At 59.6% G+C, this 21,648-nt stretch carries 19 protein-coding genes; 5 read left to right on the top strand and 14 right to left on the bottom strand.

Annotated elements, in window-relative coordinates; genetic code table 11:
• Positions 1-21: 21 nt before the first annotated feature.
• The 3 genes from PLO63_13590 to PLO63_13580 all read right to left on the bottom strand — a co-directional run bounded on the left by PLO63_13590 (position 22) and on the right by PLO63_13580 (position 3,456).
• Positions 22-276, bottom strand: coding sequence for a hypothetical protein (locus PLO63_13590; GenBank protein HOI75172.1), 255 nt, complete (start codon positions 274-276; stop codon positions 22-24).
• A gap of 285 nt (positions 277-561) precedes the next feature.
• On the bottom strand, positions 562-1,923 hold the full coding sequence (locus tag PLO63_13585) for a TrpB-like pyridoxal phosphate-dependent enzyme (GenBank protein ID HOI75171.1): 1,362 nt from the start codon (positions 1,921-1,923) through the stop codon (positions 562-564).
• Positions 1,924-2,250: 327 nt separating this feature from the next.
• Positions 2,251-3,456, bottom strand: a complete 1,206-nt coding sequence (locus PLO63_13580) for a hypothetical protein (GenBank protein ID HOI75170.1) — start codon at positions 3,454-3,456, stop codon at positions 2,251-2,253.
• A gap of 243 nt (positions 3,457-3,699) precedes the next feature.
• On the opposite strand from PLO63_13580, the gene PLO63_13575 reads away from it, so the two are divergent.
• Together PLO63_13575 and PLO63_13570 are read left to right on the top strand one after the other, a co-directional pair.
• Positions 3,700-4,413: a toxin-antitoxin system YwqK family antitoxin gene (locus tag PLO63_13575; protein HOI75169.1), complete on the top strand. Its 714-nt coding sequence runs from the start codon at positions 3,700-3,702 to the stop codon at positions 4,411-4,413.
• Positions 4,410-5,249, top strand: a complete 840-nt coding sequence (locus tag PLO63_13570; protein ID HOI75168.1) for a universal stress protein — start codon at positions 4,410-4,412, stop codon at positions 5,247-5,249. Before PLO63_13575 ends, PLO63_13570 begins: the two co-directional genes overlap by 4 nt.
• On the opposite strand, the gene surE is transcribed toward PLO63_13570, so the two are convergent.
• The 7 genes from surE to PLO63_13535 all read right to left on the bottom strand — a co-directional run bounded on the left by surE (position 5,209) and on the right by PLO63_13535 (position 14,198).
• Positions 5,209-6,009 (bottom strand): 5'/3'-nucleotidase SurE, encoded by an 801-nt coding sequence (gene surE, locus PLO63_13565; protein HOI75167.1) that lies wholly within the window; start codon positions 6,007-6,009, stop codon positions 5,209-5,211. The two genes, PLO63_13570 and surE, sit on opposite strands and share 41 nt — an antisense overlap.
• A gap of 10 nt (positions 6,010-6,019) precedes the next feature.
• Positions 6,020-7,237 (bottom strand): penicillin-binding protein activator, encoded by a 1,218-nt coding sequence (locus PLO63_13560; GenBank protein HOI75166.1) that lies wholly within the window; start codon positions 7,235-7,237, stop codon positions 6,020-6,022.
• 115 nt (positions 7,238-7,352) lie between these two features.
• Entirely contained in the window at positions 7,353-9,275 is a 1,923-nt protein-coding gene (dnaK, locus tag PLO63_13555) for a molecular chaperone DnaK (GenBank protein HOI75165.1), read from the bottom strand.
• A gap of 12 nt (positions 9,276-9,287) precedes the next feature.
• On the bottom strand, positions 9,288-9,812 hold the full coding sequence (grpE, locus tag PLO63_13550) for a nucleotide exchange factor GrpE (protein ID HOI75164.1): 525 nt from the start codon (positions 9,810-9,812) through the stop codon (positions 9,288-9,290).
• Positions 9,813-9,956: 144 nt separating this feature from the next.
• The gene (locus PLO63_13545; GenBank protein HOI75163.1) at positions 9,957-10,541 is read right to left on the bottom strand and encodes a D-sedoheptulose 7-phosphate isomerase; all 585 of its coding nucleotides are present in this window, start codon (positions 10,539-10,541) and stop codon (positions 9,957-9,959) included.
• 190 nt (positions 10,542-10,731) lie between these two features.
• Positions 10,732-12,783, bottom strand: coding sequence for an anaerobic ribonucleoside-triphosphate reductase (locus PLO63_13540; GenBank protein HOI75162.1), 2,052 nt, complete (start codon positions 12,781-12,783; stop codon positions 10,732-10,734).
• On the bottom strand, positions 12,780-14,198 hold the full coding sequence (locus PLO63_13535; protein ID HOI75161.1) for an HD domain-containing protein: 1,419 nt from the start codon (positions 14,196-14,198) through the stop codon (positions 12,780-12,782). Before PLO63_13535 ends, PLO63_13540 begins: the two co-directional genes overlap by 4 nt.
• 144 nt (positions 14,199-14,342) lie before the next feature.
• Between PLO63_13535 and PLO63_13530 the strand changes: the two genes are divergently transcribed.
• Positions 14,343-15,470: an SPFH domain-containing protein gene (locus PLO63_13530; GenBank protein HOI75160.1), complete on the top strand. Its 1,128-nt coding sequence runs from the start codon at positions 14,343-14,345 to the stop codon at positions 15,468-15,470.
• A complete protein-coding gene (locus tag PLO63_13525; GenBank protein ID HOI75159.1) occupies positions 15,448-16,686 on the top strand; it encodes a hypothetical protein in 1,239 nt (412 codons plus the stop codon). The genes PLO63_13530 and PLO63_13525 overlap by 23 nt, the downstream gene beginning before the upstream one ends.
• Positions 16,687-16,707: 21 nt before the next feature.
• Here the strand turns inward: PLO63_13525 and PLO63_13520 are convergent, their stop codons facing one another.
• The 4 genes from PLO63_13520 to PLO63_13505 form a co-directional block, all read right to left on the bottom strand.
• Positions 16,708-16,845, bottom strand: coding sequence for a hypothetical protein (locus tag PLO63_13520; GenBank protein ID HOI75158.1), 138 nt, complete (start codon positions 16,843-16,845; stop codon positions 16,708-16,710).
• A 207-nt stretch (positions 16,846-17,052) separates the two neighbouring features.
• On the bottom strand, positions 17,053-18,408 hold the full coding sequence (locus tag PLO63_13515; protein HOI75157.1) for a TIGR00366 family protein: 1,356 nt from the start codon (positions 18,406-18,408) through the stop codon (positions 17,053-17,055).
• A gap of 249 nt (positions 18,409-18,657) precedes the next feature.
• Positions 18,658-19,833, bottom strand: coding sequence for a CaiB/BaiF CoA-transferase family protein (locus tag PLO63_13510; protein ID HOI75156.1), 1,176 nt, complete (start codon positions 19,831-19,833; stop codon positions 18,658-18,660).
• Between the two features lie 129 nt (positions 19,834-19,962).
• Positions 19,963-20,520: a sigma-70 family RNA polymerase sigma factor gene (locus PLO63_13505; GenBank protein HOI75155.1), complete on the bottom strand. Its 558-nt coding sequence runs from the start codon at positions 20,518-20,520 to the stop codon at positions 19,963-19,965.
• A gap of 531 nt (positions 20,521-21,051) precedes the next feature.
• Between PLO63_13505 and PLO63_13500 the strand changes: the two genes are divergently transcribed.
• Entirely contained in the window at positions 21,052-21,615 is a 564-nt protein-coding gene (locus tag PLO63_13500; GenBank protein HOI75154.1) for a 2-oxoacid:acceptor oxidoreductase family protein, read from the top strand.
• The last annotated feature ends 33 nt before the right edge of the window (positions 21,616-21,648 follow it).

The following is a 21,648-nucleotide window of genomic DNA, read 5'->3' as shown; positions in this document are numbered from 1 at the left end:
TCCCGACGGACCAGTGGACCGTCAGCGCCGCTTTCCCTGCTCCGCCGCATCCAGGATGACGGACATCCGATCCCGGGGCACCGGTTCCATCAGACGCCGGATCTCGTCTTCCGGCAGGCGTTTCATCAGCCGTTCACAGACCTGCGGAACCGCATGCCAGCACTGGAGGGTCCTTATGCAGGGACGCCCCGCGGACTCCCGGAGACAGTAGGTCAGGTGAACTTCTCCACCCAGGCGGGGACAGCGTAGAACGAGTTTCCCGGACTGTTCAGCCATTCTTATCATCCTCTCCCGGGCCCGCCGCCGGCGGCGGGTCCGGCAACGGCTGCATCATGCCCCATGTCGTGGGGGTTGGCAATGAATTAAACGGAAGGAAACGGAGGCCACAAGGGGGTGGGATCGTCCCCATGGCGCAGGATCGTCGGGTAATCCTATCAGAACCGGACAAGCGATCCGCCGCGGACATGACGAGGCATCCGTTCCGATCGGACCCGTCCCGGCGGCAGCGGGCTGGCCGCCGCCACCGGGATGGAAGGCCGATGAAGCAGGAACGAATCCCCGTCAGGGTTTGGGAAAACCCTCGATCGCCTTCAGGGCACGCTCGATCTCCTCTTCAGGCAGTTCGTAGGGTAACAGGTTCCCTTCGAAGTAGGCATCATAGGAGGCAAGATCCACCATTCCATGGCCACTCAGGTTGAAGAGGATCACCTTTTCCTTCCCCTCGGCCTTGGCCCGGCGCGCCTCGTCCACCACCGCGGCAATGGCATGATTGGACTCAGGTGCCGGGATGATGCCCTCGGTCCGGGCAAACTGAACACCCGCCTCAAATGTTTCCAGCTGGTGATATCCCCGGGGCTCGACCAGGCCGAGCCGGACCAGGTGGCTGACGACCGGTGCCATGCCGTGATAGCGGAGGCCGCCAGCATGGATTGGTGCCGGCACGAAGTCATGCCCCAGCGTATACATGGGAAGGAGTGGGGTCATCTTTGCCAGATCGCCGAAATCATAGGCAAATGGCCCCCTTGTGAGCGTCGGGCAGGACGTCGGCTCGGAGGCAATGACCTGCACCTGTTTTCCATGAATCTTGTCCTGCAGAAACGGCGTGGCGATCCCGGCAAAGTTGCTGCCGCCGCCGGCGCAACCGATGACCACGTCGGGATATGCACCAGCCTTATCCATCTGTTTTTTTGCCTCCAGCCCGATGATCGACTGGTGGAGAAGGACATGGTTCAGCACGCTCCCGAGGGAGTACCTGGAATCGGGCTTCGTGACGGCATCTTCAATGGCTTCGCTGATGGCGATTCCCAGGCTGCCCGGGGAGTCGGGATGCTCCGCCAGGACGTTCCGGCCCGCCTGGGTCAGGGTGCTGGGACTGGGAAAACAGTCTGCCCCCCAGGTCCGCATCATCATTCTCCGGTAGGGCTTCTGTTCATAACTGACCCGAACCATGAAAACCCGGCATTCCAGCCCGAACATCGCACAGGCCATGCTGAGCGCGCTTCCCCACTGGCCGGCCCCCGTTTCCGTCGAGAGCCTTTTGATCCCAAAAACCTTATTGTAATAGGCTTGTGGAATAGCCGTGTTGGGCTTGTGAGAACCCGCAGGGCTGACTCCCTCGTATTTGTAATAGATCTTAACCGGGGCACCGAGAAGCTTTTCGAAGTTCCTGGCTCGGCACAGGGGACTGGGGCGATAGAGGATCAGTTTCTCCAGCACCGGCTCGGGGATATCGATCCACCGCTCGGTGGTCACTTCCTGCTCGATCAGGTTCATCGGGAAGATGGGAGCGAGGTCCTCGGCCTTGACGGGCTCTCCTGTTCCGGGGTGAAGAGGCGGGCTCATGGGAGTGGGCACGTCCGCCAGAATATTGTACCACTGCCTGGGGATCTCCCGGTCTTCAAGAAGGATCTTCGTCTGTTCCATGGTTTTCTCCTTTCGTTGTCGGCTGATCGGCCCCGGACCCGCCCATCCGCGAAGTCCTCCGGCCCCTTCGGGAAGAACCCGTCACGGCAAAAAAAATGCCATGGGGTCTTCCCATGGCATGCTCTTTCAGGTTTGTCAGAGTCATGGGAAGGGATCCCCCTGCCCACGGCTCTTTTCGGCAAAGAACGCTACGGGCAGACGCTGTGCGCCTGCCACCACCACAACCTGGATATTGCTGCCTTCAATACGGTCATGTGAACGTCTCTCTGCAAAAGTGGGGGAGGAAATATCACACGGAAATCGGGAAAGTCAAGGTGATTTTCCCTTTCAGATGTCGACCCGGCCCAGAAATCCCTTGTGCCGCCGGTACCAGAGATTCGGAATAAGCCGGTAGAGGATCCGGGAAATCGGGCCGATGTATTCCTTTGTTCGCTTGTCGAACTGGCAGGCCTGAATGAGCAGCTCGCGAATGTCGTTCTTGCTTCCCCCTTCGTTGAAGATGCGATAGGCGCAGGAGAAGAGAGGGCTGTACATGTTTTTCTTCTCCAGGAATTTCTGGACGTTCCGGATGGTGTTGGGTCCTTCCGGAGTCCCGTCGATCTTTTCCAGGACCTTCAGGTTCGTTTCGATGGGATTGCCCGAGTACAATTCGTAAAACAGCTTCCCGTACCGATAGTTCTTGCTCGCCTCGGAAGAGACGGTAACGTACATGTCGCCTACCCCGGCCTGGCTGAAAAAGGCCTGGAAGCTCCCCCCCAGGAGCTTCGAAAGGGATCGGATCTCAACGCCGGACCGGGCAAACAGGGTGCCGGGAATGGAATCGCCGAGTTTCAGGCAGTCCGCAACCCCCTTGATGTTGGCCACGATGTTCTTAAGGGATCCGCAGGCCTCGACCCCGACAATGTCGAAGTTGTAATAGGAAGACAATTCCCGCCGGTTGAACTTGATGATCCGCTCCCTGACAAGCATGGCGTTCCGCTTCTTCCCGGCCACGGTCACGCACACGGGGTTCCCCAGGGCAATGTCCACATCGAAAAACGGACCGCCGATGCAGACGATATCGTACTTGTACTTCAGCCTGTAGAGGCTGTTGTGGATCATCTGGGAAGGAGTCATCAGCTCCTTGGTGATCGGATCCGCCGCCAGTCCCTTGATGGGGGAGATGAGGCAGGTATCCCCGCCCTTTCTTTCCATGATGGGTTTCAGGTAGTCGAGGAATTCCGGAAGGCGGTTCATCGTCAGGGCCAGAACGATAAAGTCGTTGTCTTCCACGATCCGTTCGAGGTCGTTGGTGGCAAAAACCTTGGGGCCCAGCCGGGGCACCTCGTCCATGCTCCCCAGGCGCCGGGCCAGATCTTCCGTCAGATGGATAGGATTGAGATGCTCCCGGTTGATGGATTTGCAAACGGCAGCGTCGTGATAGTAAATGGTCACGCGCTTGTTGTCCCGGCCGAATTTGTAGGCGAAGGATGTTCCCAGGCGGCCCGGTCCGATAATGGCAATGCGGGATGTGTCGAGATCGGTCAGGAGCATGCGCACCCGCTTCCAGGTATTTTCGAGGCTTCAGGTCGATTCACGGCGGCACCCCGAAGATGCGTTGACAAACGGCGGTCAGTCTATGAGAGGCGACCTTGTTTGTCAACGTGAAAGGGCCGGACCGGAGGCATCCCGGTGCGCCCTCGACGCTCCGCCTTGACATGGAGACGGCATCAACGGTATGGATCGCTGACCATCCCTGAAAATCCGTCCCGGAAACGAACCAGAGGAAACCGTCTCATGGCAAAAAAAGCCGAAACTCCACGAGAAGTCATCGCCTACTACGACGAAGAGAACAAGCATATCAAGGAGCACAAAACCCTTCTCGGGAAGAAGCTCGACGGCGAGTACACATCTTATTACGCCAACGGGCAGGTCATGGTGCGGATGCAATTCCGGAACGGCATGCGCCAGGGAGAAGCCGAAGCCTACTACCGGGACGGCCGGATCCGGGAGCGGGCGTCCTTCCTGGACGACCGCTTCGAGGGGAGCTATACCTCCTGGTACGAAAACGGGCAGATCCGGGAACAGGAAAACTACCGGGGTGGCCGGCTGGACGGCCCCTACCGGATGTATTACCGGACCGGACAGGCCAGGGAGGAAGAATTATTCGCAGACGGGAAGCTGCACGGACCCTACCGGTCATGGTACAAGACAGGCCAGTTGAAGGAAGAGGGCTTCTTCGAGAACGACCGGCGGGAAGGTGAATACAAGGCCTGGCACCGCAACGGACAGATCCGGGAACAGGCCGTTTACCGGAACGGCAAGCTGGTCGGAAGGTTCCAGTCCTTCAATGAAAAGGGCGAGCCGGTCCGAACCGTCTCCGAAAACGAAGATATCCCGGATTCAGAGGAAGAATGGCAGGAAAAGGAGCGGCAGGCCGACAACATGCTGCGGGACCTGGAGACCTATCGTGAGGAGGACGAGGAATCGGACAGGAGGGAAAGAACGTGATCGAGCACATCCTCATCGCCACAGACGGCTCCGCCCACAGCATGACAGCCCTGGAATACGGAATCTACATTGCCCGGAAACTCGATGCCCGGCTCACGGGACTTCATGTCATGGAACTTCTGCAATTGCAGGCCCCCGTTTTCAGCGACATCTCGGGTTCCGTCGGCATCCCCCCATGCCAGGAGTTTCTTCCGGTCATGGAAAACACGCTGGAGACAAAAGCGGATGCCATTCTGAAGACGTTTCGACAAACGTGCGAAGATGCGGGGTTGAGACCGGACATCAAAAAGCGTCTCGGGGTCATCGACGAGGTTATCATTGAGGAGGGCCAGCAGGCGGACTGGATCATCCTGGCCCAGCGCGGCGAGCACTTCCATCTCGGAGGCGGAGCGATTCTGGGCACAACGGCCGAATCGGTAGTCCGGAAAGCGGGAAAACCGGTCCTCGTAACGCCAGCGACCTACCGGGATATAGAAAGCATGGCCCTCGCCTACGACGGCAGCCCTCCCGCCGACCATGCCCTGAAGCTGGCTGCCGAACTCTCCGACAAGGCCGCCTGGCCTCTGACGGTTGTCACGGTATCGAACGATCCCGCCGTATCGGACCGGGTGTGCAAACAGGCGGAGACGCTGCTGGACGCCTGGATCATCGACTGGGACATCGTCCAGTTGACCGGGAAGGAAGATCGGGAAATTCTCCGCTTCCTTAAGGAGGGCTCCACCGAGCTCCTGGTGATGGGGGCCTACGGGCACAACCGGCTCCGGGAGCTTTTGGTAGGGAGCACAACCAGCCACGTCATCCGGAAGAGCCCCGTCCCGGTTCTCCTGACCCGTTGAGGTCCTTCTCCACCAGATCCCTCAGGTCGCCGAATACGTCCATCCGCGTCAGGTCGCTGTGAATGGGCGTGATGGTGATCCAGCCCTTCCGGAGGGCGGTGATGTCCGAGTCGGCGTCTTCCGAGGGCGCCGGCTGCGTTTCTCCAGCCAGCCAGTAATAGGTGTTGTCCCTGGGATCCACACGCTTCTCGAAACTCTCGATGAGACGGGCCTTTCCCTGTTTTACGACGGTCACGCCCCGGATCCGGTCCTCCGGCAGCGCCGGGATGTTCACATTGAGCGAGAGGTTTTTCGGGAAAGGGTATTCCATCATAAAGCGGCAGATTTTCCGGGCAAACCGGGCGGCAAAAGAAAAATCGGCTTCCCGGTGGGTGTCCAGGGAAATCGCCACGGACGGAACCCCCATGATGGCTCCTTCCGTGGCCGCCGAGACGGTGCCCGAATAGAGGACGTTGATTCCGACATTGGCCCCCAGGTTGATGCCGGAGACCACCAGGTCCACGGGCCCGCCGGCCAGTTCCCGGATGCCGATCTTCACGCAATCCGCCGGCGTCCCCGCTACGGCATAGCCGAGGGACTGTCCGTTCTTCCTGGCCTTTCTCACCATCAGCGGTCTGAACAGTGTGATGGCGTGCCCCACGGCGCTCTGTTCCACCTCCGGGGCCACAACGAGACACTCGGCATCCAGGGACAATTCGCGATGCAGGGCAGCAAGCCCCCGGGCATAGATCCCGTCGTCATTCGTCAGCAGAAACCTCATCGGGAATCCTCTATTCTCTCACGGGCACGATCTGGCCCTGGGTGATTCTCAGTATCACGGCGCTCCTCCGGCTCTCTCCGTCCGGTGCAAATTCAAGCCTGCCGGCAACTCCCCGGAAATCCCGGTTCTCAAGGATCATCCGTCGCAGTTCCTCCCTGGAACCGGGTTTCTCATCCAGGATGATCCGGACGGCAAGATTCGTCCCGTCAAATGCCATTGCCTCGAGGCTTCCCGGTTCACGACCGGTTGCTGCATAATACCGCTCAATAAAATTATGGACCGCCCGGGATGGATCATTCGTGCAGAACATATCCGTAAAAACGGCTCCTTCCAGAACGTTCCCTCCCGTCCGAAGCCTGGCGGGATGGTTCCAGGATGACAGGCCCATCATCTGGACACCCCCGATTTGAAGATCGGCCAGTTGCGAGGCCGTCAGCAATGCCGGTCCCAGGGAATCGGGAAGGAAAAGGGCTTCGAAATCCACGGCCGCTGATCCCTTAATCTCGATCGTTCCCTCCGGCTCCACAATCACTTTTCCGGGAATCCCCTTGACGCCGGTCAGGGACCGGATCTCGTCCGCAAAATCAGCCTGCCGGCGGCCATACGTTCGCTCGCGCAGGATCCGTCCGCCGCGGCGGGTCACTTCCTCCCGGAACAGCATTGCCGCTTCCCTGCCGCTATGGTCCCCGGGATGGAGCATGGCAAAGCGCCGAAGCCCCTTTCGAGTGACGGCATGGTCGGCCAGGGCCTGAATCTGTTGCCGGATTGTAAGGGAATCTCTCAGGACATAGCCATTCTCGCCACCGATTCCCTCCTGCTGGGTAAACACGAGGATCGGCACCTTCTTTTCCCGTGCGAGGCGTGCCGCCTCCGTTCCCTCCCCCAGCGGCCCGAGAATCAGGATGACCTTCTCGCGATCCGCCAGTTCCTGAACCAGGCCGTAAAGAGTCTCGGAACGGCTTTCTGAATCGCGGATCTGCAAGGTGAGACGGGAGTGGTTCGTGCGATCCCAAACGGCCGCGGCCATCAGGATGGCGTCCAGGACACGGTTCCCATAGGCTGCATATTTACCGCTGAGCGGAAGAATGACGCCGATCGTCGCCGTTGTGCTTTTTTCCCCAGCCTTTCCGGAAACGGGCGGGAAGCCCCGCTGATCCGAGCACAAGGCAACCCGGGCGGGAAGGGAGAAGATCAGAATGGACAGAATGATAAAGAGGAAACGTTTCATTGGTGGACCACCGGAATCAAGCGTTGACATGCTACAGGAAATACGTCCCTCCGTCGACAAAAAAAGGCCCGGAACCGGTCTGACCGGCCCCGGGCCTCAAATCGGGGGACTGTGCTTACTTGACCTCCTCGAAATCGGCGTCCACGACATCGTCGTCTTTCTTCCCGGCGGACTGCTGGGCCCCACCCGCCGCTCCTCCACCGGCGTCCTGGGGTCCGGTCCCGGGTCCGGCGGTGGACTTGGCATACATGGCCTCCGCCAGCTTGTGGGATGCCGTGGTCAATTCCTCCTGTGCCGATTTGATGGCCTCGAGATCGTCGCCTTCAATGGCTTTTTTCAGCCGGGCAATCGCCTCTTCGATGCGCGTCTTCTCGGCGGCATCGATCTTGTCGCCGAATTCCTTCACGTTCTTCTCCACGCTGTATGCAAAGGCATCGGCATGGTTCCGGGCCTCGATGAGCTCACGCTTCCTCTTGTCATCATCGGCGTGGAGCTCCGCCTCCTTGACAAAGCGCTGGATCTCGTCATCCGAGAGGCCGCTGGATGCCGTAATGCGGATGCTCTGCTCCTTCCCCGTTCCGAGGTCCTTTGCCGCCACATGGACGATGCCGTTGGCGTCGATGTCGAAGGTGACTTCGACCTGCGGGACTCCCCGCGGAGCCGCCGGAATGCCGACGAGCTCGAAGTGACCGAGGGTCCGGTTGTCCGCTGCCATGGGGCGCTCGCCTTGGAGGACGTGAATCGTCACGGCCGTTTGGTTGTCCGCCGCCGTCGAGAAGACCTGGCTCTTCTTCGTGGGGATGGTCGTATTCTTCTCGATCAGCTTCGTCATGACTCCGCCCAGCGTCTCGATGCCGAGGGACAGGGGCGTCACGTCCAGCAGCAGCACGTCTTTCACGTCACCCGCGAGAACACCGCCCTGGATCGCGGCTCCCACGGCCACGACCTCATCCGGATTGACCCCCTTGTGGGGCTCTTTCCCGAACATCTCCTTGACCTTCTGCTGCACCCGGGGCATACGGGTCATTCCTCCAACGAGAATGACCTCGTCGATGTCCTTCGGCGCCAGGGATGCATCCTTCATGGCCATCCGGCAGGGAGGCTCCAGCTTCTCGATCAGATCCTCCACGAGCGCTTCCAGTTTGGCTCGGGTGAGCTTGATATTCATATGTTTCGGACCCGAGGCGTCCGCGGTGATGAAGGGAAGATTGATGTCCGTCTCCATGGAGGTGGACAGCTCCATCTTGGCCTTCTCTGCCGCCTCCTTGAGACGCTGAAGCGCCATCCGATCGTTTCTCAGGTCGATCCCCTGGTCTTTCTTGAATTCCGTTACCAGGAAGTCGATCAGTTTCTGGTCGAAGTCCTCGCCTCCGAGGTGCGTGTCCCCGTTGGTGGACTTTACTTCAAACACCCCGTCCCCGATTTCCAGAATCGAGATGTCGAAAGTTCCGCCACCGAGGTCGAAGACGGCGATCTTCTGGTCCTTCTTCTTTTCCAGGCCGTATGCCAGTGCGGCCGCCGTCGGTTCGTTGATGATGCGTAGTACATTGAGCCCGGCGATCTTTCCGGCATCCTTCGTCGCCTGGCGCTGGGAGTCGTTAAAATAGGCCGGTACGGTAATGACGGCATCCGTCACCTTCTGCCCCAGGTAGTCCTCCGCGGTCTGCTTCATTTTTACCAGGACCATCGAGGAGATCTCGGCGGGACTGTAGTTCCGTCCCCGGACGGACACCTGGGCGTCGCCGTTGGGCGCCTCCGTAATTTTGAACGCCGTGATGGACTTGTCATACTGAACCTCTTTCGACGAGAATTTCCGGCCGATGAGGCGCTTGATGGCATAAACCGTATTTTCGGGATTGGTGATGGCCTGTCGCCTGGCCACCTGACCGACCAGGCGCTCCCCGCTGTCCGGAAACGCGATGACAGACGGCGTGGTGCGGTTTCCCTCCTGGTTCGCGATGACGACGGGGTCTCCCCCCTCCATGATGGCAACGCACGAGTTGGTCGTCCCCAAGTCAATTCCGATAATCTTTCCCATGATCCTTCCTCCTTAGCCGCCGTTTCGGGCGGTTTCATCTTCACAATGAATTTTGCCGCCGGTTCGTTTGCAGACGGACACCTTGGCGGGCCTCAACAGGCGACCGTTCAGCAGGTACCCTTTCTCCAGTTCGTCCACGACCTCGTTGTCTTCATGCTCATCCCCGGATACCTGCATCAGTGCTTCATGCAGATTCGGATCGAACGGCTTATGGAGGCAATCGATGGCCTCCACACCATGACGGCCCAGGCAGGCTGTCAACTGGGACCGAAGCAGGTCGAGCCCCTTTCGGAAGGCCTCGAAATCGCAGGACGTCTCCGAGTGGTGCAAGGCACGGTCCATGGCGTCCGTCAGCGGGAGCAGGTCTTTCAGAATGTGTTCGTTCCCGTACTTGACAGCGTCCATTCTGTCCCTGGCGGCACGCTTTCTAAAATTGTCCAGTTCAGCCATGGCACGCAGATACCGGTCGTAATTCTCGGCAGCCTCCCTCTCCTTCTCCTGCAGTTTCGCCCTCAGGGATTCCACGGTATCTTTCACAAAATCCGCACCGTCGGCATCCGCCCCTGCACGGGATAACGGCTCGCCTCCCGGACCATGCACCTCGGTATGTTCCTGTTTCGGCTTCTTGACCATATCCATCATCCATCATCTATCCAGGGGCCGGGTTGCCTTCATTTCAATTCATTTCAGGTCCGGCTTCTGAAAAAGTTTATAATCCACCATCTCGCAGATCACGTGTCCGACCGTGATGTGCACCTCCTGAATGCGGGGGGTGCTGCTGGAGGCCACATTCAGGGAGTGATCCGCCATGCGGGCTATCGGGCCACCGTCCTTCCCCGTCATGGCCAGCGTGATCATCCCGATTTTCTTGGCCGTTTCCAGCCCTTTGAGAACGTTGGCCGACACGCCGCTGGTGCTGATTCCCCAGGCGATGTCGCCCGGTTGTCCCAAGGCCCGGATCTGCTTGCTGAATATTTCACCAAAATCAAAGTCGTTGGCGATGCTCGTAATCACGGACGAATCGGTCGTCAAGGCGATAGCCGGAAGAGGCGGCCGCTCGATCATAAAGCGGTTGACGAACTCTCCTGCCAGATGCTGGGCATCACCCGCGGATCCTCCGTTTCCAAAAAGCAGGATCTTGTTTCCCGCCTTCAAGGCGGCTGTGATCGCAACGACAGCCCCCACAATTTTTCCCAGGTTGTCGTTGATGAAGACATCTTTCAGATGGGCACTCTCTCGAAATCTCTGAACGATCTTGTCTTCCATAAGGCCCCTGTTTTATTGTCTTTATTGCCGACAAGCCCGTACTTCCCAAAGCGTGCCTAATGTAGGAATCGATCCCGGCAATGTCAAGGGTACAGGCCTCTTTCCTGCCTGCAGAAGCGAGGGTTCCGGAGGACAAACCGGGAATGGGTGGCAATGTGAAGTGACGTTGAAACAGATGATGCCCCTGATCTCAGGGACGGGAAGGAAATCCTCGCGTCCGATCCCTGAGCTCCGCCCGCTTTCCTCGGTTCCATGCCGATACCCGACTGAAATACTGCGTGATCTGGGCGATCTGCTCCATCCGGGTGGAACCGCAGCGCCCGCAGGTGTCCCTGAGTCCGCGTTCGACAGCGGAACAATGGAGACAGGATGTGAATTCCGGCGACAGGGATATGCAGCCGCAGGTCGTTTCCCGGAAGACCCGTTCAAGAAAGCGTGATACCGTTTCAGGCGACGGCCTTTCCTCTCCCAGCCAGATCTGGGTGATCGGGAACGCAGGCAGATAAGGGTGGAAGGCTCCTTCCAGCCTGGCCCGCTCGAAGGGCTCCATCGGATCGGAGATGGGCTGATGGGTGGAGTTCGTGTAATACAGCTCCCCCCGGGCAAGATTCCCCCGCACCGTATGACCGGCCCGGGGGGAATGGTACTTAAGGTCCAGGCGGGCAAAACGGTACGAGGTCGTCTCCGCATGCGTCTGTCCCGCCAGAAGTTGAATTCCGAGGCGCCTTCCCTGCTCCGCCGCAGCGGATTCCAGCCGGCGCACTACCTCCAGGCCGAATTTCCTGGCATTGTCCGACCCGTTCAGCCCCTCGCCCCGGTGAAGCAAAACGAGTTCGTGGAGACCCACCATCCCCACGAGCGATGCGGACCGGGCTATATCCATGAACGGCTCCCCGTTCATGGCCATGACCAGGGTGGCCAGGGGACCTTCATCACCCAGGCCGATCAGGCTCTCCAGGTATCGTTTCTTCTGAAGGTGTGCCCGGGCAGCCAGATCGACCCTGTCCCCCAGCAGCTCGAACAGCCGGTTATCGTCCCCACCGGCCAGATAGCCCAGGCGGGGCAGGTTGATGGTGACGTTGTGAAGAAGGAAGGATCGGGATGCCTCCCCTCCGGACAGCGTTCCCGGAAATCCCGGGCCAAAAAGGGACGGAAGTGCCCCCCGGTCAAAGACAAAACAGGGGTTTCCCTTCTCTACAGCCGCCTCGGCTGCCTGTTCCAGCAGCGGCCCCCCCTGGGGATCGGCGAAAAAGCTCTCGGTCAGATGTATCAAGGGGCGGGGGAAAACGAACGGCCGTCCCGTGGCGTCGCCCTTTCGAAATACCTCCAGAAGAGCCGATATGAACCGCCTGGCATCGGGCAGACAATCGGCATAGCTCCCGGATTTCTCCATTCCACCCGGCCCGGTGATTTTCAGTCCCTTGAAATGCGGCGGAATGTCCCAATAAAGGTGAATGTCCGTGAACATTGCCTGTCCGCCCCTGCCGGCGGTGAGTTGTGAAAACTCATAAACAAGCATCTGGGCGAACTGGCGGATTTCCCGGTCCGACATCCCCGCCAGGTAGGGGGCAAACGACAGGTTGATCCCGTCCCACGCCACCATGGCGGCAAGGTGCCCCTGAAGGACCGAGCTGAACCGGACCATGTGAGCCAGCAGAACCTCCGGATGTTTCGCCGGCTTGGCTGCGTTCATGGAATGGGGAAGGCACAGCCCCGCTTTCTTGAGATGCTCCAGGGTGAGGCAGGCGCTGTAGGGCCGATCGACAAAGCCAAGGCCGTGGAGGTGGATGTCACCGGATGCATGGGCATCCCCTACCTCCTGGGAAAACACTTCATGGAGCGCGTATTCGCGTTTGACGCCCTCGGCCAGAAGAAGATTGGTACCCTCCGGACCGTGCGGAATATTTGCGTTTTCCTTGTTCTCGTGAAAAATGAGCTGCCGCACGTCGTACAGGGGGAAGCCGAGGCGGGCATGCATTTTTCTTGCTTGTTCCAGGCCCCGCTCAATCAGCTTTGCGTCCACCATTTCACGGATGAGGGAAGCCGTCAGGACGGCGATTCCCGATGCGACAATCTGTTTTTCCACCTCCCGACTCACAGCCTCGGCTGTCTCCCGGTCGATGTCGGTCTCCCGCATCAGGGCGTCAACGATGCGCTGGCGGTTCCATCGGGCGATCTCCTCGCCGGACGTGCGGACGAAAAGCGTGATGTCTGTGGTCTCGGAAGGAGGTCGGGAGATCATACGTTCGTAGAGGAGGCTTCTTCAATCAATTCAAGGGCCTTTTCCGCAGCCGCGGAGAAGGATCGATCATGGGCGTGGTTGAGTGCAAATACCCGGAAATGAACCACCCGGGCGGGGATGAACCGGTAGATCTCCCGGAGGGGCTCCGCAGAGGTCTGCCCCGTCACCGGGTCGAAGATCAGGATGCGCCTCTCCGATTCCGCCATCGGATTGATGGGACGGGGATCCTGCGTCGCCAGATCGACCCGGAATGACAGGCCCCGCAAGGGCTTCGGCAGGAGAGAGCGGATCCGCTCTTCAAAATGGGCGGCGCTGGAGAATTGGGTGCCCCTCGGGAGACGATCAACGGGGATCTCCGTCGAATAGGCCATTTTCCACTTCAGCTCCCGATTGTAGAACCGTTGCCACTGGCGGGCGAGGCGCTCCTTCTTCCGGTCTCCGCATCCCTGCCACGACCGGACCTCCTGGAAAAGCCGCCACTCGTCGCAATCGAGATACCCGTCCAGGTCATCCGCAGGGCTCCCCGTCAGGAGCAGGTCGAGGGTATCGCTGAAAACCTCCTGGAGATGAAGATCCAGCGCGCGGGTCGTGCGATGGAAATAGACGTTCGTGTACAGGTTCAGGCGGGCATTGACGAAGCGGCTCAGGGCGGTCACGCCGGCCTTGTGAAGGGTAAGGCCTTTCTCCGTGAAAAAAGTATAGAACCGGAGCCGGGCCATGTCCACCATATCCAGGGAAAAGCCGGTCATGTACGCGTCCCGTTGGACATAATCGAGGTTGTCCACGGTGTAGATCCCCGAGAAAAGCTGGCGCAGGAAACGGAGCCAGCGGGGCTTTCTTCCGTCGGCCCTGGACGGTCTCTTGATCAGGAAGGCCACATCACCCGGATTCAGCCGTTCGCCCTCGTCAAACGGCCCATCGGGGCTTCGCCGGATCCTGGTGATCATTCGGCCGAGCCGGCGCGTGATGATCAGCCCTCCGAGATCCTCGTGCGTCAGCCCGTAACGTGACAGGTAGTGATCGTCAAAGAAGTGTCCGTATGGGCCGTGGCCCACGTCGTGGAGGAGGCCGCCCAGGCGCAGGAGCTCTTCCACAAAGGGAAGGCTCGGGGCGTCGGCGCAGATATTCTTGAGGCTGGGATAAAGGTGCCGGGCAAACTCGCCGGCGTTGTGCATCGTCCCCAGGGAGTGCTGGAAGCGGGTATGCTCCGCGGAGGGATAGACCCAGCGGGCGCTCTGGAGCTGATAAATCCGTCGAAGCCTCTGGAGCCAGGGCGTGTCGATCAGGTCCTTTTCGGTCACCTCCCCGGCCGTACCCGGCGTCGGCACGGTGAAGAAAGCATACGAATAGATCGGGTCGGCAATGAGCGCCTTTCCCTGGTAGACCCGGCTGGAATCGTTCCCCGATGAATCCATGAGCGCTTTCTTATACCATTCCGGTTGAAAGTTCAAACGGCCAAAACCTTTTGTTCTTGACAGATTTCGGGGGGATTCCTATCATCAGCGCCGTTCCGTTCACCGTTCCGGGACCGGCACGCATCCGCAACAGGGGGGGTTCCCATGGGCACAAACAACATTGTCTTTCTGGAAGTCATCGAGTGGTTCGACGATTCGGGGCAGGAGCTTGCTCACCGCATCCCCCAGGAAGGTTCGGGGGAGATCAAGTGGGGGGCACAGTTGACCGTGCGGGAAAGCCAGGCGGCGGTCTTCTTCTACAACGGTAAGGCCGTGGATGCCCTCGGACCGGGACGGCACACCCTGAAGACGATGAACATCCCGATCCTGACGAAGATCCTGAGCACCCCCTGGGGAATGACCAGTCCCCTCCGGGCGGAAGTCTACATGGCCAACATGAAGGTCTTCCCAAATTTGAAATGGGGAACCCGCGATCCCGTGGCTTTCCGTGACTCCGAACTCGGCCTGATCCGCCTGCGGGCCTTCGGCGTCTTCAACATCCGGATCGTCCAGCCGGTCCTCTTCATCAACAGCTTGGTGGGAACGAAGGCATCCTACGGAACGGCAGACCTGGAAGAATACCTGAGCCGCGTCATCGCATCGCGGTTCAACGACTTCATGGGAGAGCAGATCGACACGATCTTCAATCTGCCGGCGAAGTACGACGAGCTGTCGGCGGGGCTCAGGCAACTCCTCCAGGAGGACCTGGCGCAGTTCGGGCTGAGACTGCTGGATCTCTACATCAATTCCATCACGCCCCCGCCGGAGGTCCAGAAAGCCATCGACGACAAGAGCAAGCTGGGGGTGTTTGACGACCTGAACAAGCTACTCAAGATGAAGGCCGCCATGGCCCTGGAAAGCGCCGCTGCGAATCAGGCCGAAGCCGGTTCGGCCTTGGGCATGGGAATGGGCTTCATGATGCCCGCCATGTTCGCCGACGCTTTCCGACCCGGCGCAACGGCTGGTACCGGCACGGCCGAGGCCGCCCTCTCCTGTCCAGGATGCAGCCAGCCCGTTCCGAAGGGGGCCAAGTTTTGTTCCTTCTGTGGCCAGCCGCTCCTGCTGTACAAAAAGTGTGCTTCCTGCGGCGGGGACATTCCGCCCCAGGGCCGGTTCTGCCCGGCATGCGGAAAGCCGGCGGATGAAAAGCCCGTGATGAAGAAGTGCGGCGCCTGCGGGACGGAAAACCTGCCGGGATCTTCTTTCTGCAATGCCTGCGGCGAGCGGATCTAACTGGCAGATCGAGCAGCAGTGCCCGCAGTGCGGGGCTCCCGTCACCCTGGACGAGACGGATCGCCTATTTCTTTGCGGGTACTGCCGGACGAAGCTCTACCTGGCCTCGGCCGGTCCTTTCCGGTACTATATCCCCCCCCCTCCCCAACCGGGCAGGAAAATTCTTTTTGTTCCCTACTGGCGGCTCAAGGGGCTGGCATACCGGATGGCCGACCTCGAGTTGCAGCAGCGATTCGTGGACACGAACATCCTGGCCCTCGACACGGCCGGACCTCCGGCTTCGCTGGGTCTCCGTCCCCAGGCCATGAAGCTCCATTTCGTGAGCGACAAGACGGAAGGCAGGTTCCTCGCAGCGGGACGTCTGCCCAGGGAGGCGGCGCCCCGATTCGATACCGACGGCCGCCCGACCCGCCTGGCTGACCAGGCCTACATCGGCGAAACAGTCAGCATTATTTATACACCTGCATACCTGGAGGGAGACCGTCTGTGCGATGCGATCCTCCGGAAGCCGTTCCCCGATTGCCAAAAGGAATTCCGGGACGTCCTTACCCGTCTCCCCGCTGCCACCCCCTGGAATGTCCGTTTCGTTTCAACCCTTTGCCCCTATTGCGGCTGGGACATGGAGGGGGAAAGAGACGCCCTGGTCATGACCTGCCGGAACTGCAACTCCGCCTGGAGTTGCAACGGAGCAGAATTTCAACCCGTCCCGTTCGGCTACCTGGAAAGCCCCTCCGAACCATTCCTGTACCTGCCTTTCTGGCGCCTAGCAGCCCATTTCAAAGGGATTCCCATGGATTCCATTGCCGACCTGATCCGCCTGGGCAATCTCCCGAGGGTGGCGACCCCCACCCTGGAGGCGGCGCCGGTCCATTTCTGGTCCCCCGCCTTCAAGGTGAATCCGGCCCTCTTCATCCGCTGGGCCCGCCAGATGACGATCTTCCAGCCGGAGGAGAAAGAACTGGACGTTCTGCCGAAGATTCCGGCCCACCCGGTCACCCTGCCGCTCTCCGAGGCTTTCGAGACCATTCCGATCACGATGGCCAACATCGCGGCGAACAAACGGATGTTTCTGGCCGGCCTGCAGGACATAAGGATCCATCCCGGAGAATACCGGCTGGTCTATCACCCGTTCATCGTGAAGCAGAACGAGCTGGTCCATGCCGCCATGGGGCTTGCAGTGGACCGGCGGGCCCTGACCTTCGGCGGATTTCTGTGACGAGAGAACCGTCATACGCAACTAACCCCGCATGAACCTGCCGAGCACGTCGGCGATGGTAATGCCCTGCGCCAGGGCCTTATCCCTGACCGGCACCAACTCCCGGGCGCCGGCAAGGCGAGGCTCCTCGCTTGCCGCTCTGTCTTTCATTCCCGCCATGTTCATCACCTCCCTTCACATGTCCTCTGTCTGGATGTGATTGTGCTCCCATGCACCGTCATTTCAATCCGCGATCTTCGCAAAGATACATCAGTACACACGGATGTCCGGGATCGGAGCTGGTCCGATGGTCTTGGTTTTCCTATATAAAAAAGGCCGCCCGGCAATGCCGGACGGCCCTTGGCTTTCAGACCTCTGGCGTCTTGATCAGAGCACTCCAAACCCAAGCATGAGGGCAAAGACGGACAGGACAAGGCCGATCCAAAGGAGAACCATGGTCGTATAACCCATGATGTCCTTGGCGGAGAGCCCTGCCAGGCCGAGAAGCGGCAGCGCCCAGAACGGCTGGATCGCGTTGGTCCACTGGTCACCCCAGGCCACCATCATGGCCGATTTCACCATGTCGATGTTCATCATCTTCGCCGCCTCGACGGTGATGGGCCCCTGCACGGCCCACTGGCCGCCGCCGGAGGGCACAAACACGTTGATTATGCCGGCTCCCCAGAACTGGAACATGTAGAAGGTCTCCGCCGTGGAGAAAGATACGAACCACCCGGCAATGATCTTGGCCAGGCCGGTGCCGATCATCATCCCCATGATGCCGCCGTAGAGAGGGAACTGGAGGGCGATACCACCGCAGGAGCGGATGGCCTGATTCATGGCCTTGACGTAATTGATGGGCTTCCCGTGGAGAATCACGCCGAGCATGAAGAACGTGAAGATGACGATGTCCAGGTTCAGGTCCAGCCCCTTCGCGGAGAAATGGCTGTAGAGGTAGATCAGCCCCATCGCCGCAAAGATGAAATTGATGACGTAGCTGTGGTCCACCCGCTCCGCCATCGTCGGGCTGGCAGGCTTCTCGACGTGGACCGTCTCCCCCAGGAGTTCCTTTACCCTCTCCTCTGTGATCGTCTGGCTCTCTTCTTCCTTGGGGTGCATGAAATAGAAGAGAATGGGGATCGTAAAGAGCAGCAGGAGCGCCGGGATCAGGTTCCAGGAAGCCAGAATCGTATCCGATATCGGTGTGACCGCGCCCGAGACCTTCTCGACCAGGTTCTGGGGATGCTTCGCCGTGGCCAGGAGGAGGGGAATGGAGCCGGAGAAGCCCATGTGCCAGATGCACAGGCCGCTGTAGGCGCCGGCGATCAGGAGCGGAAAGTCGGATTTCCTTTGCCTGCGGGCGATTTCCAGGGCCAGAAAGCCGCCGATGATGAGGCCGAAGCCCCAGTTGATCAGGCCGCCGAAGCTCCCGACGAAGGCGGTGATCATGGCTCCCTTGACGGGCGTCGTCGCCAGGGAGGCCACCCAGTCGAGCACCTTCTTGACAGGCGGGGTCAGGGCCAGGCAGTACCCCGTCACCAGGACCAGGATCATCTGCATGGTGAAGGCAAGGATTCCGTAGACGCCTTTGCCCCAGGTCGTGATGACCTTCATGAAATCGGCGCCTGCAAAGAGCAGCGCCAGGATCGCGGTCAGAAACGTGAGGAGAATGGCGAACAGGTAGGCATCCGGAAGGAAATGCCTCATGACGTAGGTGAAGAAACCGGCAAGCTTGCGAATCATAGAACACCTCCTTATTGAAAGAACAGAACATGAGAAAGGCATCCCCCCGGACAGGCGGGGCGTTCCTCAAAAAAAAACTCCAACTTCAGCATGGAAGTCGGAGTTCGCCCCTTGGAAACACCATCGCTTCTTCCTCCAGGATGAATTCATGATGGTGATACTGAAGGACCGTATCAAAAAATGCCTATACTTGTCAAAGACAAACACCGATTGACACCGTGTCGTTTCCATCGGCTCTCTGATTCATCATCAAATGATACCGCGTTTCCTCAGATCGATTCTCGAGCGGGCGTCAATCCTCATGGCTTCCAGCAGTTCGTTCGTGTGCTCCCCCAATGCCGGCGGCGGCGTTCTCCAGCCGGGCTGCTCCCCGGAAACTTTTACGGGAAAGGCCTGTTGCAGGATCTCGCCGTTTCCGGGCTTGAGCGCCTGAAACCAGAGCCCCCGGTGACAAATCTGCGGGTCATCCAGGACCTCGTCCAGAGAATTCACCGTGGAGAAGCAGACGTCGAAACGGTCCAAGAGTTCCACCCATTCCCCCCTGGTCCGCTGCAGAAAGACGGCCCGGAGCTCCGCGATGATCTCCGCCTGCCGGTCAAGCGGTGCCAGCAGATCCTCTGCAAGGTCATTGCGGCGGATTGCCCGGCAGAAGGAATTCCAGAACTTTTCCTCCAGGCAGCCAAGGGCGATGCAGCGGCCGTCTTTCGTTTCGTAAACATTGTAGCAGGCATAGCCTCCGCCGACCCTCGCTTCTCCCCTTCCAGGCGCGGCCCCCCGGACCGCGATCTCGGACATGATAAGCCCCAGGTAGGGAGACAGTCCATCCAGGAGAGACACATCGAGGTATTGTCCTTCCCCGCAAATACCTCGACGGAGAAGCGCAGCCAGGATGCCCAGGGCGGCCAGGATCGCCCCTCCCGCCCCGGCGATCTGGACCGCCGGCACGATCGGCCGCCGGCCTCTTTCACCCAGGAGATCGAGGATGCCGGAAACGGCCAGGATATTGATGTCATGGGCGGGCTTCTGGCTGTACGGACCGGCCTGGCCGAAACCGCTCAGGGAGCAATACACGAGGCGGGGATTCATCGCCCGGACCGCATCGAAGCCCAGTCCCCAGCCGCCCATTGTTCCCGGGCGAAAGTTCTCCACCAGAATGTCCGCCTCCGGGATCATGCGGCGCAGGATCGCCCGGCCTTCCTCCTCTTGCATGTTGAGGGTCATGCTCCGCTTGTTGCGGTTGATGACGAGAAAAAAACTTCCCGTGTCTCCCATCAGGGGCGGTGACTTTCGAAAACTGTCGCCCCCTTTCGGATTCTCAATCTTGATCACGTCGGCACCGAGGTCCGCCAGAATCTGGGTGCACAGCCCCCCCGGGAGCACCTGCGAGAGGTCCAGCACCCGGGTTCCCTGCAAAGGCAAAGTCATGGACACACTCCTCACACCTTTCATTCTTCCTGGTACTGCCCAAACGATAAATTCGAGAATGGAAGGAACAGGATCGGAAAAGCCATGGAAGGGAATGGCAGGCCGGAAATGGTACACGACCGGCTCATCCTATGGCTGCCGGCGTGACAGGTATTGCTTAAGCCGCTCCAGGCCGCGATAAATCCGCATCTTGGCGGCACTGAGAGAGATGCCCATCACATCCGATGTCTCCTCCAGCGAAAGACCCAGGTAATACCGAAACACCAGAACCTCCCGCTGATCCACCGGCAGACGTTCAAGGGCCCGTTCCAGCATCTGCGCCGCCCTTGCATCATCTATTCTTTCTTCCATACCCGGGGTCTCGTCATCCGCCTTTATGTCCGTCCAGTCCGAATCGACGAGCCTTGTTTCCTCCCGTTGTTTTTTCTTCAGGTGGTTCCGAATTCCGTTCAGGGCAACCGTGTACAGCCATGTGAAAAAAGGCCGCTCCGGGTCATAGCGATGGAGATTCCGGAAGGCCCGAATAAATGCATCCTGAGCCAGATCATCGGCATCCGCCAGGCTTCCCGTCATCCGGTAGGCCAATTGGAGAATGGGATTCTTGTACGCATCGACCAGGAGGGCATAGGCATTGGTCTCCCCTGCCAGAACACGCCGGACAACATCTCTTGCCTGCCGCTGATCCACCCTTCCCCTCCCGGTCCGGAAATCGCAACGACGATCCCGTACCCTGCTGACGCGTCCTCCCGTATGTTTTCACGTTTGGATCCCGGCATCGAATCCCGATAATTTATTTTGATACCATGTTGCCGGCAGCATGACAATGACGGAGGGAATCCGGCTTCTCCTACGTATGATCAGGACGCCTGCCGCCGACATCCAGCCGGAAGCACGTCCGGGATCCACCGGGAAAGGCCTTTCATGATCTTGAAAAACTCAATTTCATGGTTGACAACCCGAATCCCTTGTTTTACAGTTCACGAACTTTTTTCGGGGTTTTTCGATGATGATGGCGATCGTGAAGGACAGTGCAAAGAGCATGACGCGGGATCTGCTGCTCCTATTGTGCCTTCCCCTGCTCCTTCTGGGGTCCCTTCCGACGCCCATCGTTTTTAGGAAGATCTGACCGAAACAAAGCAAGACGATCCTAAAGGCCATGGGTGAGCAGCCCATGGCCTTTTTGTTTGTAACGGACCACTCAGCCAACAGGGAGAATACATGTACGAGATCATCTGGCACGGCAGGGGAGGCCAGGGCGTCGTCATCGCCGCACAGATGCTGGCGGAAGCGGCCTACCTGGAAGGATTCAAGGGTGTCACCTCGGCTCCCACGTTCGGTCCGGAGCGGCGGGGAGCCCCGGTAACCGCCTCGACCCGGATCGCCGAGGAGCCGATCCGCACCTTCTCCCAGCTCGAGAAGGCGGACATCACGGTCGTTCTGGATGACACGCTGTTTCAGGTGGCGGACATCTGGGGACGCTCGAAACCAGGGGGCATGGTCATCATCAACACGGCAAAGCCCCCGGATCAGTTTCCACACCCGGCGGGAATCCGGAAGGCCATCGTGGATGGGGCATCCATTGCCCTGAAGAATCACCTGGTCCGGGAAGGGGCCCCGATCATCAACACCCCCATGCTGGGGGCCTTTGCCAAGGCCACAGGCCTGGTAACCCTGGAAAACCTGGAAAAGGCGCTGGAGGAGAAGCTGTCTTCGGGGGCGGTCCGCCGGAACTTTGCGTCCGTTACGGAAGCCTACCGGGAGACGGCGATCATCAACGGCTGACAGAGCTGCGGTCGCATTGCGGGATGATGGAGA

Source organism: Syntrophales bacterium (assembly GCA_035363115.1).
Lineage (GTDB): Bacteria > Desulfobacterota > Syntrophia > Syntrophales > PHBD01 > PHBD01.
This window is presented reverse-complemented; position numbering and strand designations above follow the sequence as displayed.

Bases quoted from the DNA above. Each gene is read 5' to 3' on its own strand.
- PLO63_13590 (HOI75172.1), bottom strand. From the start codon at position 276: ATGGCTGAACAGTCCGGGAAACTCGTTCTACGCTGTCCCCGCCTGGGT.
- PLO63_13500 (HOI75154.1), top strand. From the start codon at position 21,052: ATGTACGAGATCATCTGGCACGGCAGGGGAGGCCAGGGCGTCGTCATC.
- PLO63_13545 (HOI75163.1), bottom strand. From the start codon at position 10,541: ATGGAAGACAAGATCGTTCAGAGATTTCGAGAGAGTGCCCATCTGAAA.
- PLO63_13535 (HOI75161.1), bottom strand. From the start codon at position 14,198: ATGGATTCATCGGGGAACGATTCCAGCCGGGTCTACCAGGGAAAGGCG.
- surE (HOI75167.1), bottom strand. From the start codon at position 6,009: ATGAGGTTTCTGCTGACGAATGACGACGGGATCTATGCCCGGGGGCTT.
- PLO63_13540 (HOI75162.1), bottom strand. From the start codon at position 12,783: ATGATCTCCCGACCTCCTTCCGAGACCACAGACATCACGCTTTTCGTC.
- PLO63_13520 (HOI75158.1), bottom strand. From the start codon at position 16,845: ATGGCGGGAATGAAAGACAGAGCGGCAAGCGAGGAGCCTCGCCTTGCC.
- dnaK (HOI75165.1), bottom strand. From the start codon at position 9,275: ATGGGAAAGATTATCGGAATTGACTTGGGGACGACCAACTCGTGCGTT.
- PLO63_13575 (HOI75169.1), top strand. From the start codon at position 3,700: ATGGCAAAAAAAGCCGAAACTCCACGAGAAGTCATCGCCTACTACGAC.
- PLO63_13585 (HOI75171.1), bottom strand. From the start codon at position 1,923: ATGGAACAGACGAAGATCCTTCTTGAAGACCGGGAGATCCCCAGGCAG.
- PLO63_13560 (HOI75166.1), bottom strand. From the start codon at position 7,237: ATGAAACGTTTCCTCTTTATCATTCTGTCCATTCTGATCTTCTCCCTT.
- PLO63_13530 (HOI75160.1), top strand. From the start codon at position 14,343: ATGGGCACAAACAACATTGTCTTTCTGGAAGTCATCGAGTGGTTCGAC.
- PLO63_13580 (HOI75170.1), bottom strand. From the start codon at position 3,456: ATGCTCCTGACCGATCTCGACACATCCCGCATTGCCATTATCGGACCG.
- PLO63_13515 (HOI75157.1), bottom strand. From the start codon at position 18,408: ATGATTCGCAAGCTTGCCGGTTTCTTCACCTACGTCATGAGGCATTTC.
- PLO63_13525 (HOI75159.1), top strand. From the start codon at position 15,448: ATGCCTGCGGCGAGCGGATCTAACTGGCAGATCGAGCAGCAGTGCCCG.
- PLO63_13510 (HOI75156.1), bottom strand. From the start codon at position 19,833: ATGACTTTGCCTTTGCAGGGAACCCGGGTGCTGGACCTCTCGCAGGTG.